Raw genomic sequence first — 16,430 nt, 5'->3', positions numbered from 1 at the left:
CGCTGGCAAAATCAGGGAGGAGTTGTGCCGATGAAACGAAAACAAATCACGATTATCAACAAAACAGGATTACATGCGAGAGCTGCGTCTCTTTTCGTCTCGGCGGCCGGCGGATTTTCCTCGGATATTGATGTGATCAGCGGGGACACCCGGATTAATGCCAAAAGCATCATGGGCATTATGTCCGGTGGCATTGCTCAGGGCGATCAGGTGATCATCGAAGCCGACGGCGACGATGAGGACGAAGCCCTGGCAGCCTTGGTGGCGATGATAGAAGACGGTTTTGGCGAAGCGTAATAATTAAAAATACAATAGATATGTTATAGATTTAAGAGAGGAATGACATGGCAAATAAAGAAGGTTATTTTATCGGCGGACTTTTCGCCGGGGCAATGATCGGCGCGGCGGCGGCTCTGCTTCTGGCGCCGGCATCGGGAGAAGAAATCAGAGAAAACCTGCAGGAACATATTCGTGGGACTTTTGGCGATGTGCACGATCAGGCGCTGGAATATACTGAGAGCCTGAAGGGGCAGATTCAGGATGCGGCGGATACCTTGACAGATCGCGTCAACCAATACAAGGCTCAGATTGAAGACAAGATCGAGGAAATTCAGGACGATGTTTCGGCCAGCATCGACGAGCTCAATGACGAGCTGGAAGCGATCAAAGCTGAAGACGAAGAAATGCCGGAAGCTGAAGCAGAAGATGACGGGGAACCGGCATGATCCATATCAGTATGCATTGGTGGGAGCTGGCGCTGATCATCATCGCCATTGCAGTGATTTACGGCACAGTTCATCTGGTGAGGGTGTTTAAGAATCTGGCCGAAACGCTCAAGAAGGTCAACCGCCTGCTGGAGGACAATGAAGAGCAGGTGACCCATATTGTCACGAATGTGGATTCCGTGATGGAAGATGCCAAGACCTCGGTTGATACGGTTAAAAACGGTGTGATTGAACCTTTGTCGGCCAATGTCGGCAAGTTCGTCAGCATTCTCGGGCGGCTTAATGCCAGTGGCGAACGCAAGGCTAATAAACGCGAAAAGAAACTTGAAAAGGCAACTCGCCGTGCAGAACGCGCGGCGGCGCGGCAAAAACAAGCTTAATAAAAACGGGATGCATTGGAAGGCACCGGCGAACGCCGGTGTCTTTTTTATGGGAAGTCGTGCATATCGGCGAAAAATGAGAAATTTAATCGGACGGAAAAAGGGGCGATCCAGGAGATGATGCCCTTTACATTTTTCAGGAATTACATGTTGAAAACAATGACAATATTAGGTACAATGATAACGTAATACTAGAAAGTTGACCAGCAAGGGGGAAATTGCATGAAGACTTATCCGACAAGCAATGTCAGAAACGTTTTGCTTTTAGGCCATGGCGGCTCCGGGAAGACCTCACTGATCGAAGCGATGGCATTCAATGCCGGCGCCATCGACCGAATGGGCAGAATCGACGAGGGCAATACTTTATCCGATTTTGACGAAGAGGAAAAACGCAGAATGTTTTCCATTTCTTCGACGATTATTCCGGTAGAATACGGCGGTCACAAGATCAATTTGATCGACTCACCGGGCTATTTTGACTTTGTCGGAGAAGCGGCGGCGGCCCTGCGCGCTGTTGACGCCATCATCGTCGTGGTGGATGCGCTGGCCGGGGTGCAAGTCGGCACCGAGAAAGCCATTGACATGCTCAAGCAGATTGATGTGCCAGCCTTTTTTGTCGTGAACAAGATGGACCGGGAAAACGCCAAGATCAGCAAGGTAATGGATCAATTAAAGGAAGCTTTTGGCAACAAGGTAGTGCCTTTTATCCAGCCTTGGGGCGAAGGGGAAGAAATGCACGGGATTGTCAACGTTGTCGACATGAACGGCCGCGAACGCAAGGACAACCGTTGCTTTGACGCCGAAGTGCCGGAGGATCTGAAAAATACCCTGGCGCCTTATCGCGAAATGATCATGGAAAGTGTGGCTCAGACATCCGAAGATTTAATGGAAAAGTATTTTGACGGCGAAGAACTGACCACCGAAGAAATTCACTATGGGCTGCGCACCGGGGTGCTCGCCGGCGATCTGATCCCGGTGATGTGCACCTCCGCGGTGCAGAACATCGGGGTGGAAACTGTTGAGAACATGATTATCGACTATCTGCCCGCACCGGACGACGGAGAAGGCATGGTGGGCACAGATCCGCGGGATTCTCGAGAGATTGTCCACAAGTGTGAAGCGTCGGTGCCGTTTTCGGCTCAGGTATTTAAAACCGTGGTGGACCCCTTTGTGGGCAAGCTGTCGATCTTTAAAGTGATGAGCGGCGTCCTCGAAAGCGGCGCTGAGGTGGTCAACGCCAACAAAGACACCCGCGAAAAGACGAACCATATTTACGTGTTGCGGGGCAACAAGCAGATTGAAGTAGACAATCTGATCGCAGGGGATATCGGCGCGTTCAGCAAATTGAACGACGTCTCCACCGGGGACACCCTGTGCGATGCATCCAATCCCATCGTATATCCGCCGATCGATTTCCCGAAACCGGTCATTTCCATGGCGATTGAAGCCACGAACAAGAGCAATATCGACAAGCTCTCCACCGGCCTCCACAAACTTATCGAAGAAGACCCGACGATTAGTGTCACGCGCAATCCTGAAACCAAACAGACCATTATCTCCGGTCTGGGAGAAATGCAGCTGGAAATAGTCAGCCATCGCCTAAAACAAAAATTCGATGTGGACGTTACCCTTGAACCGATGAAGGTGCCCTACCGCGAAACCATCCGCAAATCGGCCGACGCGGAGGGCAAACACAAAAAACAATCCGGGGGCAGCGGTCAATACGGGCATGTCTTTGTGAAATTTGATCCCCTGCCGGATGCCAACGACGATTTCCGCTTTGTGGACAAGGTGGTCGGAGGTTCGGTGCCGCGCAATTTTATCCCTGCGGTCGAAAAGGGGCTGGCGGACTGCATGGCCAGCGGCGTGCTCGCCGGCTACCCGGTGACCGGGGTGCAGGCCACCCTTTACGACGGGTCCTATCACGCGGTGGACTCCGACGAAATGTCCTTTAAAATGGCGGCGGCGCTGGCGTTTAAGAAGGGGCTCAAAGAAGCGGATCCGATTTTGCTTGAGCCGATTTACAGTTTGCGCATCAGCATCCCAGAAGTCTATATGGGCGATGTGATGGGCGATCTGAATAAAAAACGCGGCCGCATCCTCGGGATGGAACCGGCGGATAATGGCAGACAGATCATTACCGCGGAAGCGCCGCTTTCGGAGCTGGCCAAATACGCTACGGAGCTGCGCTCGATGACCCAGGCCCGGGGCTCCTTTGAAATGAGCTTCGCTCGCTATGAAGAAGCGCCGGCGACGGTGGCCGAAAAAGTGATCGCGGCGGCAAACGGCGACGATGGCAAAGCGTTGAAAGACAAGGATTACAAAAAGAAAAAATAATGGCGGATGATGGCCAAAGCGGTTTTAAACGGCGGTGCCCGGCGGCACGGCCGTTTTTTATGTATGAGCGCGCTAAGTTTTGCCAAACGCGGCACAAACGGGTATAATGGGAAAAATGAAGCATAAGGGGAAACATATGTCAGAAGCATCACAACAAGCCGCAGCGACTGCGGCAAAAGACAAAAAAATTATTTACTCCGCCATTCAGCCGTCGGGGATGTTCACCATCGGCAATTATTTCGGCGCCATGAAAAACTGGGTGACGCTGCAGGATCAAAACGACTGTCTGTTCGCTCTGGCCGATCTGCACGCGATGACGGTGTTCCAGGTGCCGGCGGATCTGCGGCGGCGCACCTACGAATGCCTGGCCCTTTTGATGGCCATCGGCATCGATCCGGCAAAATCCATTCTTTATGTGCAGTCTCAGGTGCCGGCCCATTCGGAGTTGGCCTGGATTCTCAACTGCAACAGTTATATGGGCGAGCTTTCCCGAATGACCCAATACAAGGCCAAATCCCAAAAGCAGCAAAGCCAAGGCAGCAATATCCGCGTCGGGCTCTTCGATTATCCGGTGCTGATGGCGGCGGACATCCTGCTCTACCAGACGGACCTGGTGCCGGTGGGCAGCGATCAGAAACAGCATGTCGAGCTGGCCAGAGACATTGCCGGCCGCTTCAACCAGACCTACAGCCCTGCCTTTAAAATGCCGGAGCCCTGGTTCGGGACCGCCGGGGCACGAGTCATGAGCCTGCAGGATCCCGCGGCGAAGATGAGCAAGTCCGATGATAATCCCAACGGCTTTATCTCGATGATCGACGACCCGAAGACCATTGTGAAAAAATTCAAGCGCGCCGTGACCGATTCGGAAACGGAGGTGCGCCACGACCGGGAAAACAAGCCGGGCATTGCCAATTTGATGGAAATTTACGGCTGTGCCACCGATCGGAATATGGCCGCCATCGAGCGGGAATTTGCCGGCAAAGGCTACGGCGATTTCAAAACGACCGTCGGCGAGGCCGTGGCCGAAACCCTGCGCCCGATCCAGGCGGAATTTGGCCGATTGATGGAAGACAAGGGCTATCTCGAATCGGTGATGGTCGCTGGGGCCGATCAGGCAGCGCGCATCGCGGGAAGGACCCTCTCAAAGGTGCGCCGCAAGGTGGGCCTGGTGACGCCGAAGCGCTGAGCAAAAAAAGTGACCGTTAAAAAAGCTGAGTTTGAGACTCAGCTTTTTTTTTATTGCCGGTTATTCTTCTTGGTTGTCGTGTTCGCGGTGCCACGCCTTGATTTGGGCCAGGCGATTTTTAAACGAGCCCTCCCGCCCCTCTTCGGTGGGAAAATAATATTCGTGGCCGATGAGTTCATCCGGGAAGGTCTGCATGGCGGTGAGCTTATCCTCGAAATGGTGAGCGAGCTGATAGCCGCGGCCGTAGCCCAGCTCGCGCATCAACTTGGTGGTGCCGTTGCGGATGGCCATGGGCACGGGGGCATTCATTGTGGTCTTCACATCCTGGGCAACGTTTAACGTCGCTTTATAGACCGCGTTGGATTTGGGCGCCAGGGCGAGATAAATCACAGCCTCGGTGAGGTGGACGTTGCACTCTGGCATGCCGATAAACTGACAGGCTTGGAAGACGTTAACGGTCAGGTTGAGGGCGCCGGTATCGGCCAGGCCGATGTCCTCGCTGGCAAAGCGGATCAGGCGGCGGGCGATATAAAGCGGGTCTTCGCCGCCCTCGAGCATGCGGGTGAGCCAGTAAATCGCCGCGTCGGCGTCGCTGTTGCGCATGGATTTGTGCAGGGCGGAAATCAGGTTGTAATGTTCTTCGCCGTCCTTGTCATAGCGGAGGGTCTTGCGGCCTAACAGCTGGGCGAGCAGGGCTTTGTCTGCTGCAAGCCGGCCGTCGGTGACCGGGCTGTTGTCGACGAGCATCTCGAGGGTATTGAGCGCCGTGCGGGCGTCGCCGTCGGCAAAGGCGCCGATGGCGCGCAGGATTCCGGCATCGGCGGTGAGGGGCGTGTCAAAGCCTTCGGCCAGGGCGCGGGTCAGCAGGGTGACGATGGCCTCTGGCGTCAGCGGCTTGAGCAAGAAAACCCGGCAGCGGGAGAGCAGCGCCGCATTGACCTCGAAGGAGGGATTTTCTGTCGTGGCGCCGATGAGCACAATGCTGCCGTCCTCGACATAGGGCAGAAAGGCATCCTGCTGGGCTTTGTTGAAACGGTGGATTTCGTCGATGAAGACCAGGGTGCGCCGGCCGAAAGCGGCGTGGGTCCGAGCGTCGCCCATGATCTTCTTGATGTCTTTGATGCCGCTGTTCACGGCGCTGAAGGCAACGAAGGCAGCCGAGGTCTGCCGGGCGATAACCTGAGCCAGGGTGGTCTTGCCGACGCCGGGCGGCCCCCAGAGAATCATCGAGGGGATGTCGTCGCGGTCGATGAGGCGGCGCAGGGCTTTGCCCTCGCCGAGTAGATGCTCCTGGCCGACAATGGCGTCGACGGTTTGCGGGCGGATGCGGCTGGCCAAAGGCTCGTGGATCGAATGCGGGAACAACGATTCCTGATGCGGTTTAAACATAACTTTTCCTTTTTTTGAATTAATAAAATAATAAATGTCCGCAAAATGATGATATCCATAGTGTATCCCAAAAGAAAGGGCGGTTGAATAAAAATTTGAAAAAATTAGCGATCGATGAGCTTTCTTTAAATTAAAATAAATCGGTTCGGAAAACGAAAAAAATGACCGCTTAGCGGTCATTTAGAAGTGGTCGTTCCCCGAAGCTGCGAAAAAGACGGCACGACGCCGGCCCATTTTCAGGACACGCCCAGGAAGGCAGCGATTCTTTTCGCCACCGCCGGGGGATCCAGCGCCAACTCCCGAAGCAGGGTGTCGGGAGCGCCGTGCTCGACAAACCGATCTTCAATGGCGAGAATTTTGATGGTGGCCCCCGGGACATTTTCGGTAAGCCAGGCCGCTGCCCGCTCACCGAAGCCACCCGCCCGTATGTTGTCTTCCAGGGTGATCACCGGGCCGATCTTCGCGCAGGCTTTGAGCATCTCCTCATCCATCGGCTTTAAAAAGCGCACGTTCGCCAGGCCGCAGGCAATGCCGTACGTCTGGGCGAGCAGCCGCACGGCCTCTGCCCCGACGGCGTTCATGTGACCGACGGCCAGAAGGGTCGCGTCTTTCCCCGCGAGCAGCGGCTCCGAGCGCTGCCCGGTAAAGGGAAGGCTTCGGTCGGCAAAGACCTGGGATGCGGGCCCCCGCCCGTAGCGGATTGCGACCGGGCCGTTGCACGCGTGAATCGCGTAATGCAGCGCCGCTTCAAGTTCCGGGGCGTTTTTCGGCGCGATCACGGTCATATTGGGCATTTCGGAAAGAAAACCGACGTCAAAAATGCCTTGGTGGGTCTCGCCGTCCTGCCCGACGATGCCGGCCCGGTCGATGGCGAAGACCACGTGAAGCTTCTGAAGGCAGACGTCTTCGAGGATCTGGTCGTAAGCCCGCTGAAGAAAAGTCGAATAAATTGCGACGATCGGGATGCGTCCTGCGGCGGCGAGCCCCGCCGCAAAGGTCACCGCGTGCTCCTCCGCGATGCCCACATCGAAAAAGCGTTCGGAGAAGCGGCGCCCGAAAGTCTTCAGGCCGGTGCCGTCGGTCATGGCCGCCGTGATAGCCGTAAGTTTTTGGCAGGTCTCGGCCTCTTTTATCAGCGCATTCGCGAAGACATCGGTCCAGCTGGGCGCACTTTTTGCCTGCTTCGGCTTCCCGGTTCGAATATCAAAGGGCGCAATACCATGAAACCGATCTGGATGGCGCTCGGCCAGAGCGTAGCCGCGCCCTTTTTGGGTGACAGTGTGGATGATCACGCTTTTGTTCAGGCGGCGAGCATCCTGCAATGTGTGCACCAACTGATGGATATTGTGGCCGTCGACCGGCCCCAGATAGGTAACGCCGAGGTTTTCAAACATCATCTCCGGGAGGATCAGTTTCTTGATGCCTTCCTTCATGTTGCCGATCCCGGCGGTCATTGGCTCTCCGACTCTAGGAAGGCGGGCCAAGTTCTTTTTGATCTGATTTTTCAGATCGTTATAGGAAGTGGCAGTGCGCAGGGAGCTCAGATAGCAGGCCAGGCCGCTGAGGTTTCGGGAGATCGACATTTCGTTGTCGTTTAAAATGATGATGAAATTGCTTTTCAGGCGTCCGGCGCAGTTGAGGGCCTCATAAAACATACCGCCAGTCGAGGAGCCGTCCCCGATAACCGATACGACGGCGTAATTTTCTCCGGCCAGATCGCGGGCACAGGCCATGCCGAGTCCTGCCGAAACGCTGTTGCCCCCGTGGCCCGTGTCGAAGCAATCGGTCGGGCTTTCCTTTTTTTTCGGAAAACCGCTCAGTCCGCCGTACTCGCGCAGGGTGTCAAAAGTATCTTTCCGGCCGGTCAGAATTTTATGGACATAGGCCTGGTGGCCCACATCCCAAACGATTCGGTCTTTTGCAAAATCAAAGACAAGGTGCAGCGCCATCGTCAGCTCCACCACCCCGAGATTGGAGGAAAGATGGCCGCCGTGGGCACTGACCTTTTCGATCAAGAAGCGGCGGATTTCGGCCGCCAGATCCCCGAGTGCCTCCGGCGGGATGTTACGGATATCGCCGTTTTTACAGATTCGCTTGAGCAGCGGCTTTTCCTGCGAATGTGGCTTCGCAGTATCGTTTAATTTCGTTTTCAATGTTCACTATTTCCTCGACGGTCGGCTCAGGCACGATACGGTGCCGGTCCATGACCTGTTCAATCACGTCATAGATCTCCAGAAAGCGGATCCGGCCTTTCCGGAAGGCCGCATTCGCCCATTCATTGGCAGCATTCAGCGCACAAGGCATGGATCCCCCCGTGCGAATCGCCCGAACGGCGAAGGGGATCCCCCGGAAAGTGTCGTTGTCCGGAATTGCGAAGTCAAGCTTGGTGAGCGTCTCAAAATCAAGGGGCGCCGCGGGTGAAGGGAGATGGTTCGGCCAGGTGAGAGCGAACTGGATGGGAATGCGCATATCCGAGCTTCCGAGCTGCGCAAGAATCGATCCATCTTCATAGGCCACCATCGAGTGGATGACGCTTTGAGGTTGAATGACCACTTGAATGCGGTCGACATCCACGTTGAACAGCCATTTCGCCTCGATCACCTCGAGTCCTTTGTTGACCATCGTGGCCGAGTCGATGGTGATCTTCGGTCCCATGGACCAGGTGGGGTGGGCGAGGGCATCTCTGACGGTCACCCGGGCAAGCTCGCGCCGGGTTTGACCACGGAAGGGACCGCCCGAGGCCGTCAGGTAGATTTTGTGGATTTTGGAGTCCGCTTTTCCCTGAAGGGCCTGAAAGATCGCGGAATGCTCCGAGTCGACCGGAAGGATTTTCACGCAGTGCTGCTCGGCGAGGGGCATGATCACGTGCCCCGCCGTTACACAGGTTTCTTTGTTGGCGAGGGCAATGTCCTTGCCGGCCTCGATGGCCGCCACCGTCGGCCGAAGGCCGATCATGCCGACGATCGCCGTTACCACAATGTCTGCCTGGGGCAGCTGGGCGAGGGCGATCAACCCCGCCATGCCGGCGACGACGCAAATGCCGGTATCTTGCAGACGCGTCTTTAAAATGGCGGCCTGGTCTTTTTGGTACACAGCGACAAGGCGCGGCGCAAATTCACGCGCCTGTCTTTCGATCAGGTCAATATTGGATCCGCAGCCGAGCGCCTCCACGCGGAAAAGCTCGGGATGTTGGCGGACAACATCCAAGGTCTGCGTTCCGATTGAGCCCGTGGATCCGAGCACGGATAGTCTTCGCATCAAACCGTCATCACTCCTTTATCTTTGATTCGACGGCTTCGGCGATCCGCCGGCTTCTGAGCGCGGCGATCGCCTGTAGCCTCTTTCAGTCTTCTGCCCCGCGTCGGCATTTAAAGAATTTTCGCGTTCGCGGGCTGTAGTTATTATATCATATTCAACCGCTTCTTGAAAAATGCAGTTATGCCGGGGTTTCGGCAGGCGCCGCGATGCAATACCTCAAATAAAAAAGCGCCGGCCGGCAAAGAGAATGCCGGCCGGCGCGGCGGGGCGTCAGAGGTTCAGCGTTAAGGAAATCGGGCAGTGATCCGAGCCCGTCACATCGGTGTGGATGGCGGAATCTGTCAGCAGATCCTTTGCGTTGTCGGAGGCAAAAAAATAGTCGATGCGCCAACCGGCGTTGTTCTTGCGGGCGTTAAAGCGATAACTCCACCAGGAGTAGGTCACCTGTTCGGGATAAAAATAACGATAGGTGTCAATATAACCGCCGGCGAAAAAGCGATCCATCCATTCCCGTTCGATGGGGAGGAAGCCCGAGCGCTTGGCGTTGGATTTGGGATTTTTCAGATCGATTTCCCGGTGGGCGGTGTTCACGTCGCCGCAGATGATGACTTTTTCACCCCGGGAGACCCGCTCGTCCACATCGCGCCAGAAGCAGTCGTAAAAATCCATTTTGAACTGCAGGCGTTCGTCGCTTTGGGAACCGTTGGGAAAATAGATATTGTAAAGGGTGAAGGCCGGATACTCGAGGATGATGGTGCGCCCCTCGTGGTTGAAGTGTTTATCGGAGAGACCGGTGAGGATGCGTTTGGGTTCGCGTTTGTAATAGACCGCTGTGCCGCTGTAGCCTTTGCGCTCGGCCGGATTGAAGAAGACGCGGTAGCCCTCGACGTCTTTAAGGGCGTCGGAGAGCTGATCCGGTTCGGCCTTCAGCTCCTGAATGCCGAGGACGTCCGGCTGCTCGCGTTGCAGCCAGTCGACAAAGCCTTTTTTTTCGGCGGCGCGAATGCCGTTGACGTTCCAGGAATAGAGTTTCATTGTGTTACCTTCGCTTTCATTGTTAGGCCCATTATAAAGGAAGGGAAAAGCCTTGTAAAGCGGCTGAATCTGTGGATTTTTTTACAGGCTTCTGCTATACTAAAACCCATTAAGGCGCGGCACCGGACAAGGTGGGCGCATCAAAAATGAGACGAGGAGGCCGGCGCGATCATCGCCGGGCAGCATCATGAAATATATTATTGCTTTAGACGGAGGAAATACCCAAATCAAGGCCGTTTTGTTTGATCTTCGGGGCGAGGAGATCAACAAGGTGCTGATGGAAAATGATGTCATCGTGAAGGGTGAGTGCCGGGAGCTTAACATGCTGGCCTTTTGGGAAAAGGCGGCTGCTGCGGTTTATGCGCTGATGGCGGAGGGCCCGGTCCGGTCGGAGGATATTGTCGGCATTGGTCTGACGGGGTCGCCGGAGGGGCTTTGGGCCGTCGGGCACGATGGCAAGCCTGTAGGTAACGCCATTTTAGGGATCGACGGCCGTGCTCGGGAGGAAGCAGCCTATGTGCGGGAGAAAACGCCGGGTATGGGCAAACTCATCCACCGCAATCTTGGCTGCCCGGTGAACGCTGGAAGTCCGCTTATGATTTTGCGCTGGCTGCGCAAAAACCGTCTGGATCAATACCGTAGGATTAAAGTGGTGCTGATGGCCAAGGATTGGCTGCGTTATTGCATGACCGGACGCATGGTGACGGATTTCTCCGATGGGGTGGCGGCGTTTTTGCGCTTTCCCACCGGGCGGATCCCCAGTCAGATGCTGACGGTGCTCGAACTGCGGGACACGGTTGAAAAACTGCCGGGAGTGCTGGACGCCACGGTGATTGCCGGGCGTCTCGGTGAAGATGCCGCGGATCAAATGGGTCTTACGGCGGGGATTCCCGTTGCCGTCGGGGCGATGGACATGGTTTCGGCGGCACTGGGAGTTGGCGCGGTCGATCGCGGCGAAATGGCCGTGATTTTGGGAAAGGCGCCGGCGGCCATGACGGTTTACGAACGGGAGACCTGCGATCCGACGCGTTATTGGCGGCATTTCCTTTGCCATGTGCACGATGACCGCGCCCTTGAGCTGATGGCGACGCTGGATATCGCCGCGAACATCGAGTGGGCTTTGAAAGAACTGACCGGATCGGTGGATTACGCTTTGGCCGATCAATTGGTGGAACAGGCCGCGTCGGGCAGCGGCGGCGTGGTTTTTCTGCCCTACCTGTCGACGCGGCGGGAGCGGGTGATCCGGGCGCCGAAAAACGCGACGGGCTGCTTCTTTGGCATGACAGAGAGCACGACCAAACAGGAAATGCTCCGGGCCGTTTATGAATCGGTGGCATATGCCCTGCGGGACATCAGCATGGATGCCCGATCCGTCAAACAGATCCACCTTTCCGACGGAGCGGCGGCCGGCGGGTTATTGCCCCGAATGATCGCTGATGTGATGGATGCGCCGGTCGCGGTGGCATCCGGCAGTGCGTTTGCCGCTAAAGGCGCAGCGATGGCCTGCGGTATCGGTCTCGGGATTTATCAGAATTGCGAAGACGCGGTGAAGCACTGCTGCGGCGTAGCCCATCAGTATCAGCCGCGCCCCAAACCCGTTTATCAAAGCGGCTTTATGCTCTACCGCAATTTAAGACAGTCCTTTGGGGATCTATGGCAGGAACGCGAGCGGATGATGCGTCAGATGAAACGCGTCTGAGCCGGTGCGCGGCATAAAAGTTTCGCTTGCACTTTTCTGAAAAATCGTTACAATAGAATTGGGCTTATTAAAAGCGCCGATCATTTGGTTATGAAGTGTCACTGCAAAAAAAAAACCCAATTTTTGCAGTGACTTTTTTATTTTTAAGCGGAGGCATCATGAAAACAAAGTATATTTTCGTTACGGGCGGCGTGGTTTCATCTTTGGGCAAGGGCATCACGGCGGCGTCCTTGGGACGGCTGCTCAAAATGCGCGGGTTCAAGGTTTCGATCCAGAAATTCGATCCCTACATCAATTATGATCCCGGCACCATGAGTCCGTATCAGCATGGAGAAGTCTTTGTGACGGACGATGGTGCCGAAACCGATTTGGACCTCGGACACTATGAGCGTTTCATCGACGAAAGCCTCGGGCAATACAGCAATGTGACCACCGGGAAGGTGTATTGGAACGTCATTAACAAGGAACGCCACGGCGATTACCTGGGCGGAACCGTGCAGGTTATTCCTCACATCACCAACGAAATCAAAGAGAGCGTGCAGAAGGTAGCGGACAGCGACCTCAGCCCCGATGTGGTGATCACGGAAATCGGCGGGACGGTCGGCGATATCGAAAGCCAGCCCTTTCTCGAGGCCATTCGTCAGTGCCGGGGGGATCTCGGCATCGAAAACACCCTTTACATTCACGTGACGCTCCTGCCCTATCTGCGGATGTCCGGCGAGTTGAAAACCAAGCCGACGCAGCATTCTGTTAAGGAGCTGCGGTCCATCGGGATTCAGCCCGATATCATCGTGCTGCGCAGCGAACACGAAGTGGAAGAGAGCATGAAGGACAAAATCAGTCTCTTCTGCAATGTGGATAAAAATGCCGTCGTCAGCAATCTCGACGCACCGGAGCTTTATGAAGTGCCGCTGATGCTCGAAAAGGAAGGGCTGGCGGAGCTCGTGGTGAAAAAACTGAAGATGCCGGAACGCAAACCCCAGTTGGACGAATGGCGGGCGCTGGTCAGTCAGGCCAAAAATCTTGAAAACAGGATGTCCGTGGCTATCGTCGGCAAATATGTGGAGCTTCACGATGCCTATCTTTCGGTTGCGGAAGCCCTGCGCCATGCGGGCATTGCTAACAACGTGGAAGTGACCATCAAATGGGTGCACTCCGAGGACCTCAACCGGGAAAATGTCGACCGCATTCTCGGCGATCAGGAGACGGTGATCGTGCCCGGCGGTTTTGGCAATCGCGGCATTGAGGGCAAGATTGAAGCGATTCGCTACGCCCGAGAAAACAAGCTTCCGTTTTTAGGGCTTTGCCTCGGCCTGCAATTATCGGTGATCGAATTTGCGCGCGATGTGGCAGGCCTTACGGGCGCCAACTCCATCGAGCTGGACGAAGCCACCCCCTATCCGGTGATTTCGCTGATGGAAGAACAAAAGAAAAACCAGAATATGGGCGGCACCATGCGGCTGGGGGCCTATCCTTGCGATTTGAAGGAAGGCACGCTAGCCCGCAGGGTTTATGGGCAGCCCCATATTGAAGAGCGGCATCGCCATCGCTATGAAGTGAACGATGAATACATTCCCCAGCTGGAAGCGGCGGGACTGGTATTCTCCGGCTTATCCCCGGACGGCGTGCTGGTTGAAATGGTCGAACTGAGAGATCATCCGTATTTCATTGCGACCCAGGCCCATCCGGAATTTAAATCCCGTCCCAATCGACCGCACCCGCTGTTTGATAAACTCATTGCGGCGGCGTTGAAAATCAGATAAGCGATGATTCATCAGAATCGAGGGCTGGCAGGCCGCTGCGTTTTGCGGCGGCCTGTTTGCTTGTGGATGAGGCTTTATTTATTACAAAATCTGACAGATAAATCAGCATTTTGTCACAAGTTTGTTACAAAAAAAGGCTTGACACAAGATGTAGATAACTTGTGAAAATGTGGATAACTTTGGTTGCGCGGGCAAATATCCCGGTGTAAAATCAGGCTATTTGTGGATAAAGCGCTGGATAACTGTTGAAAATGTGGATAAAATCGGCGAATATCCGAAAAATCGCTGTTTTTCAACAAAAATAATTGTGCAAAAAAATGAAGGATAGTTGTATCCGGATTTGTGGATAAATGTGCATAAAGTGGAAAGAAATTTAAGGCATTTTTCAAGAAAAAGAGCTTGACACAAGATATGGCATGAACGAAACGGAGGCGTATATGAAAGCTTATGGCATGGTCAGAACGGCATTGGCCATTCCGGAAATCCGGGTGGCGGATCCGGCGGCCAACACGGCGGCGATGATGGCATTGGGAGAAAAAGCGGCGGCGGCAGGCGTCGGGATTTTGCTCTTTCCGGAGCTGGCGGTGACCGGCTACACCTGCGGGGATCTGTTCGCCCAATCTGCCTTGCTCGCGGGGGGAGAGGCCGGGCTGGCAGCATTGGCTGAGTGGAGCCAGGCGGCGAAGGTGCTCGTGGTGGTCGGCGCGCCGATTCCCGTGGGCTCGGCGCTTTATAATTGTGGCGTGGCCATGAATCGCGGGCGGATTCTCGGCGCAGTGCCCAAAACCTATATCCCCAATACCCACGAGTTTTATGAAAAGCGCTGGTTTGCGGCTTCGCGGCAGCTGCAGGAAAACTGGGTCACCCATGCGGGGCAGACCTTTCCGATTGGAACGGATTTGCTCTTTGTGGATCAGGACGACGCGTCGGTCGCGGTCGGCCTTGAAATTTGTGAGGATCTTTGGGCGCCGGCACCGCCCTCCGGGGAGCTGGCCGCGGCGGGGGCGACGCTGGTGCTCAATCCCTCGGCCAGCAATGAGCTGACCGGGAAGAGCGAATACCGGAAGGATCTGGTGGTGCAGCAGTCGGCGCGGTGTAATGCGGCCTATCTTTATGCCTCCTGCGGGATCGGCGAATCGACGACAGATCTTGTGTTTGGCGGGGAAGGACTGATCGTTGAGAAGGGCCGCGTGCTGGCGCAGTCGGAGCGCTTTGTGCGGGAAGGCCGGCTGATCGTTGCCGATGTGGACGTCGAGGCGCTGGTGCACGACCGCCAGACCCAGTCGAGTTTTGCCGATGCGGGCCCGGCGAAGCCCTATCGGCGGGTGGCCTTTTGCTGTCAGGAGGCGAAGGACTGGCGGCGCCCGGTGAATCCGGCGCCCTTTGTGCCGGCGGACCCGGCCAAACGAACCGCGCGCTGTGAGGAAATTTTCGCCATCCAGTCGGTGGGGCTGATGAGCCGGATCCATCACATTGGGGATTGCCCGATGGTGCTGGGGATTTCGGGCGGGCTCGATTCCACCCTGGCGCTTTTGGTCTGCGCAGAGGCCTGCGACCGGCTGGGTCTGCCCCACAGCGCGATTCACGCGGTGACCATGCCCGGCTTCGGGACCACCGATCGCACCTATGACAACGCCGTCGCCCTGATTCGCGGTTTGGGGGCGACCTTCCACGAAATCGGCATCAGCCGGGCGGCGGCCGAACATCTGGCGGATATCGGTCACGACCTGGCCGTGCACGATGTGACCTACGAGAACGCCCAGGCCCGGGAGCGCACCCAGATTCTGATGGATCTGGCCAATCAGGTCGGGGGCATCGTGGTGGGCACCGGCGATTTGTCGGAGCTGGCTTTGGGCTGGGCGACCTACAGCGGCGATCACATGTCGATGTACGGGGTGAACGCCGGCGTCCCCAAAACCCTGGTGCGCTATCTGGTGGCCACCGTGGCCGATCAAGCCCGTTTTGCGGGGATTCGGCAGATTTTAATGGACGTGCTGGACACGCCGGTGTCGCCCGAGCTTTTGCCGCCGGACGCCGCCGGCAAGATCGCCCAGAAGACCGAGGATTTGGTCGGCCCTTATGCGCTGCATGACTTTTTCCTCTATCACGTGGTGCGCAACGGCTTTTCGCCCAAAAAGGTGGATCGGCTGGCCCGGGCCGCTTTTGCCGGAACCTACGATGCGGCGGTGATTCGCAAATGGCTGCGCCATTTTTATCGGCGATTTTTTGCGCAACAGTTCAAGCGCTCCTGTCTGCCCGACGGCCCGAAGGTCGGAACGGTCGCGCTTTCGCCCCGGGGCGACTGGCGCATGCCCTCCGATGCCAAGGCGAGCCTTTGGATAGCGGAGGTGGAAGCCCTTTAAACGCGGCGGTGAGAAACCGACGGCAAAGACGATGAGGCCCGGGACTCCGGGCTTTTTTTATTGCCTTTAGGAGGCGGGCACAATGGGCCGGGCCGTGATGAAAGAAGAAGGAAGACACGGGAATGAAGCTTTGCCGGATGAAAAGTTCACCGAAAACTGAAAGCTTCTGCATCGACGGAAATGGATGAAATTTAATTCATATTGATTGCAATTAATTTTATTTTAAGGTATAATGTTTTCATATTATATTTTTTATGATGACGCGATGGCGGGCAGGGGTCTGCGGCGCGGGTCA

At 55.9% G+C, this 16,430-nt stretch carries 12 protein-coding genes; 8 read left to right on the top strand and 4 right to left on the bottom strand.

The annotated features are described in order from the left end of the window. The first annotated feature begins 30 nt into the window (after positions 1-30). From V3C63_RS06340 to trpS, 5 genes are all read left to right on the top strand, one after another. Entirely contained in the window at positions 31-297 is a 267-nt protein-coding gene (locus V3C63_RS06340) for an HPr family phosphocarrier protein (RefSeq protein WP_329886958.1), read from the top strand. A gap of 47 nt (positions 298-344) precedes the next feature. Beyond that, positions 345-725, top strand: coding sequence for a YtxH domain-containing protein (locus V3C63_RS06335; RefSeq protein WP_329886957.1), 381 nt, complete (start codon positions 345-347; stop codon positions 723-725). Continuing rightward, entirely contained in the window at positions 722-1,105 is a 384-nt protein-coding gene (locus tag V3C63_RS06330) for a DUF948 domain-containing protein (protein ID WP_329886956.1), read from the top strand. Before V3C63_RS06335 ends, V3C63_RS06330 begins: the two co-directional genes overlap by 4 nt. Before the next feature lie 222 nt (positions 1,106-1,327). Continuing rightward, on the top strand, positions 1,328-3,442 hold the full coding sequence (gene fusA / locus V3C63_RS06325; protein WP_329886955.1) for an elongation factor G: 2,115 nt from the start codon (positions 1,328-1,330) through the stop codon (positions 3,440-3,442). A 136-nt stretch (positions 3,443-3,578) separates the two neighbouring features. After that, positions 3,579-4,628 carry a tryptophan--tRNA ligase gene (gene trpS / locus V3C63_RS06320; protein WP_329886954.1) on the top strand — a complete coding sequence of 350 codons (1,050 nt, stop codon included), beginning with the start codon at positions 3,579-3,581 and terminating at the stop codon, positions 4,626-4,628. Between the two features lie 60 nt (positions 4,629-4,688). Here trpS and V3C63_RS06315 read toward each other — a convergent pair whose 3' ends face one another. The 4 genes from V3C63_RS06315 to V3C63_RS06300 form a co-directional block, all read right to left on the bottom strand. After that, a complete protein-coding gene (locus V3C63_RS06315) occupies positions 4,689-6,017 on the bottom strand; it encodes a replication-associated recombination protein A (RefSeq protein ID WP_329886953.1) in 1,329 nt (442 codons plus the stop codon). A gap of 236 nt (positions 6,018-6,253) precedes the next feature. Next, positions 6,254-8,170, bottom strand: a complete 1,917-nt coding sequence (gene dxs / locus V3C63_RS06310) for a 1-deoxy-D-xylulose-5-phosphate synthase (protein WP_329886952.1) — start codon at positions 8,168-8,170, stop codon at positions 6,254-6,256. After that, positions 8,100-9,275: a 1-deoxy-D-xylulose-5-phosphate reductoisomerase gene (locus V3C63_RS06305; RefSeq protein WP_329886951.1), complete on the bottom strand. Its 1,176-nt coding sequence runs from the start codon at positions 9,273-9,275 to the stop codon at positions 8,100-8,102. The genes dxs and V3C63_RS06305 overlap by 71 nt, the downstream gene beginning before the upstream one ends. A gap of 270 nt (positions 9,276-9,545) precedes the next feature. Then, a complete protein-coding gene (locus tag V3C63_RS06300; protein ID WP_329886950.1) occupies positions 9,546-10,310 on the bottom strand; it encodes an exodeoxyribonuclease III in 765 nt (254 codons plus the stop codon). A 187-nt stretch (positions 10,311-10,497) separates the two neighbouring features. Between V3C63_RS06300 and V3C63_RS06295 the strand changes: the two genes are divergently transcribed. The 3 genes from V3C63_RS06295 to V3C63_RS06285 all read left to right on the top strand — a co-directional run bounded on the left by V3C63_RS06295 (position 10,498) and on the right by V3C63_RS06285 (position 16,135). Next, the gene (locus V3C63_RS06295; RefSeq protein WP_329886949.1) at positions 10,498-12,009 is read left to right on the top strand and encodes an FGGY-family carbohydrate kinase; all 1,512 of its coding nucleotides are present in this window, start codon (positions 10,498-10,500) and stop codon (positions 12,007-12,009) included. A 158-nt stretch (positions 12,010-12,167) separates the two neighbouring features. After that, positions 12,168-13,772 carry a CTP synthase gene (locus V3C63_RS06290; protein WP_329886948.1) on the top strand — a complete coding sequence of 535 codons (1,605 nt, stop codon included), beginning with the start codon at positions 12,168-12,170 and terminating at the stop codon, positions 13,770-13,772. 437 nt (positions 13,773-14,209) lie between these two features. Beyond that, complete coding sequence (locus V3C63_RS06285; RefSeq protein ID WP_329886947.1) at positions 14,210-16,135, top strand: NAD(+) synthase; 1,926 nt, start codon at positions 14,210-14,212, stop codon at positions 16,133-16,135. The last annotated feature ends 295 nt before the right edge of the window (positions 16,136-16,430 follow it).

Source organism: Pseudoramibacter faecis, assembly GCF_036289405.1.
GTDB lineage: Bacteria > Bacillota > Clostridia > Eubacteriales > Eubacteriaceae > Pseudoramibacter > Pseudoramibacter faecis.
Note: the sequence above shows the minus strand (reverse complement) of the source record. Positions and strands in the feature narration are given on the sequence as shown.

Bases quoted from the DNA above. Each gene is read 5' to 3' on its own strand.
- V3C63_RS06285 (WP_329886947.1), top strand. From the start codon at position 14,210: ATGAAAGCTTATGGCATGGTCAGAACGGCATTGGCCATTCCGGAAATC.
- trpS (WP_329886954.1), top strand. From the start codon at position 3,579: ATGTCAGAAGCATCACAACAAGCCGCAGCGACTGCGGCAAAAGACAAA.
- V3C63_RS06290 (WP_329886948.1), top strand. From the start codon at position 12,168: ATGAAAACAAAGTATATTTTCGTTACGGGCGGCGTGGTTTCATCTTTG.
- V3C63_RS06330 (WP_329886956.1), top strand. From the start codon at position 722: ATGATCCATATCAGTATGCATTGGTGGGAGCTGGCGCTGATCATCATC.
- V3C63_RS06335 (WP_329886957.1), top strand. From the start codon at position 345: ATGGCAAATAAAGAAGGTTATTTTATCGGCGGACTTTTCGCCGGGGCA.
- V3C63_RS06315 (WP_329886953.1), bottom strand. From the start codon at position 6,017: ATGTTTAAACCGCATCAGGAATCGTTGTTCCCGCATTCGATCCACGAG.
- fusA (WP_329886955.1), top strand. From the start codon at position 1,328: ATGAAGACTTATCCGACAAGCAATGTCAGAAACGTTTTGCTTTTAGGC.
- V3C63_RS06295 (WP_329886949.1), top strand. From the start codon at position 10,498: ATGAAATATATTATTGCTTTAGACGGAGGAAATACCCAAATCAAGGCC.
- V3C63_RS06340 (WP_329886958.1), top strand. From the start codon at position 31: ATGAAACGAAAACAAATCACGATTATCAACAAAACAGGATTACATGCG.
- V3C63_RS06300 (WP_329886950.1), bottom strand. From the start codon at position 10,310: ATGAAACTCTATTCCTGGAACGTCAACGGCATTCGCGCCGCCGAAAAA.
- V3C63_RS06305 (WP_329886951.1), bottom strand. From the start codon at position 9,275: ATGCGAAGACTATCCGTGCTCGGATCCACGGGCTCAATCGGAACGCAG.